This window comes from Pseudoalteromonas sp. NZS37 (assembly GCF_015864265.1).
Classification (GTDB): Bacteria; Pseudomonadota; Gammaproteobacteria; order Enterobacterales; family Alteromonadaceae; genus Pseudoalteromonas; species Pseudoalteromonas arctica.
On record NZ_JADYXL010000036.1, the window covers coordinates 1 to 1,736 of the forward strand.

Genomic DNA, 1,736 nt, shown 5'->3' on the forward strand with positions numbered 1-1,736 from the left:
GTGGAGACCAGCGGCACGAGGCGGTAGGCTTCGCCCAGCTCGATCTCGGCGGGGGTGCGCACCTTGGGCTCGTCGGTGTCGAAGCCTTCGAGCGCGAGGTTCACCACCATCTCCGTCTGCGCCTTGCAATTGCCGGAGGCGCGGCAGAAGTGGCATGCGTCGGCCGACGGCACGTACTGCGGGTTGGTGCGCGTCTCTTCGGCCTTCTGCCGCAGGAACGCTTCGACCTCACGCAGCTCGTCAATCGAGCAAGAGTAGGTGCTGAGGTGGCCGATGGCAGGCTGCACAATGGTCATCACCACGTCGCGGATGTCGTAGAGCAGGCCAAGTTCCTCAATGGTCCCCAGCGCATAGCCTGCCATCTGCAGGTTGGCGCGCACCACTTCGGGTACGGGCTTGCCGGTGATCATGTCCGTGGTGGCAGGCACGATCACGTCGTAGGCATCCACGCGGCCACGGCCGCCCTTGAGGTCGATGACCTCCACCGTGGTGCCGTAGATCAAGGTCACGTCCGTGCGGCCGGTGGCACCTTCCTCGCCGGTGAACTGACCGATGGGGACGGCGCGCTCCACAAGCATCTCGGCGCCGGTGAGGGCTGCGCGCTCACGCACGTAGTTCACAGCCGTGGTCGAGATGTCGATCAGCTCTTGGTCGATGGTTACGATCTCTTTCGAGAGCGGCCCCGCGCAACCCGGGTTCACCCAGACTTCGCGGCCTTCCAAGAACACCAGATTTCNTCTTTCGAGAGCGGCCCCGCGCAACCCGGGTTCACCCAGACTTCGCGGCCTTCCAAGAACACCAGATTTCGCCCCAGATAGCTCTGCGGGTCGATGCTCGGGTCCAACAGCATCTCTTCGAGCATCTGGTGGCAGGCGGTCCCCCGGCGCGCGGCCTCGTTGCCCTCGTTCGGGACACCCTCCTGGGCACCCACGGACGCGGTGCAGCTCGTCCATCTTGCGGCGCTCGACGGAGAAAGACGGGCATGGTATGTCATGCGTACTCCCACTTATAGCCTTGATAGACACGACTAGCATCGCGCAACGCTAAATGCATGCGGGTGCGATTGAAGCCTGCGCGCCAAGCTGCCACCACCGTCAAGAAACCAATCTTGTCGCCGGTAACCGCGTGGGTTCCAACGATGGGGTTCTTTTGGCCTGACCGAGTGCCGAGGACAGTACGAGCGTGCTCCAAGTTTTCCAGATGTGTCATCCACTCCAGGTTGCCGAGCGCGTTGTCGTGACGAATTCCGTTCTTGTGATTCACAGTCGCTTCTTGGCTATCGCCAAGAAAAGCGGCAGCAACGAGGCGGTGCACTTTCATGTGCGCAACGGAATCTCCGGCGTAGATCGTAACGAGCCGATAGCCGTCGGCATCGGGGCGGCACCGAAGTATTTTTCCGCACACAGGATACGACCGCCCACTGCCCTTGTTGAACACGACGCGATCCACACTTCGGACACGCCCGAGGCTGCTAACCTCATAAAGTGGGTAGCCCTCAATGGGTTTCCAGATTTCGTCCATCAGTTCACCGCCAAAAAGTAAGTTGCCCCAGCGAGCAGGGCGCCGTGCACCAGCACGCCGAAAATGTCGCCCTTGTCCATGCCGCCGCTCTCGTTTGCAACGATGAGGTCCAACACAACCGCGATGCCCATGTACGCGAAGACGCACCAGAGGAACGCGGTCATGATTTACAGGCCCAAATCAGCGTCCGCAGCCGGTGCCAGCAGGCCCTGCAC

General features: G+C 61.8%; 4 protein-coding genes. All 4 read right to left on the bottom strand.

Annotation, left to right across the window (positions count from 1 at the left end):
- On the bottom strand, positions 1 to 722 hold a 722-nt coding region (locus I6F47_RS20180), incomplete at its 3' end, for a DUF2800 domain-containing protein (RefSeq protein WP_197184444.1).
- A complete protein-coding gene (locus I6F47_RS20790) occupies positions 698 to 994 on the bottom strand; it encodes a DUF2800 domain-containing protein (protein ID WP_197184445.1) in 297 nt (98 codons plus the stop codon). The genes I6F47_RS20790 and I6F47_RS20180, both read right to left, overlap by 25 nt.
- Positions 991 to 1,521: an NUMOD4 domain-containing protein gene (locus I6F47_RS20190; RefSeq protein ID WP_114488340.1), complete on the bottom strand. Its 531-nt coding sequence runs from the start codon at positions 1,519 to 1,521 to the stop codon at positions 991 to 993. The genes I6F47_RS20790 and I6F47_RS20190 overlap by 4 nt, the downstream gene beginning before the upstream one ends.
- Positions 1,521 to 1,685, bottom strand: coding sequence for a hypothetical protein (locus I6F47_RS20195; protein ID WP_181870818.1), 165 nt, complete (start codon positions 1,683 to 1,685; stop codon positions 1,521 to 1,523). The genes I6F47_RS20190 and I6F47_RS20195 overlap by 1 nt, the downstream gene beginning before the upstream one ends.
- Positions 1,686 to 1,736 lie beyond the last annotated feature (51 nt).

Bases quoted from the DNA above. Each gene is read 5' to 3' on its own strand.
- I6F47_RS20190 (WP_114488340.1), bottom strand. From the start codon at position 1,521: ATGGACGAAATCTGGAAACCCATTGAGGGCTACCCACTTTATGAGGTT.
- I6F47_RS20195 (WP_181870818.1), bottom strand. From the start codon at position 1,685: ATGACCGCGTTCCTCTGGTGCGTCTTCGCGTACATGGGCATCGCGGTT.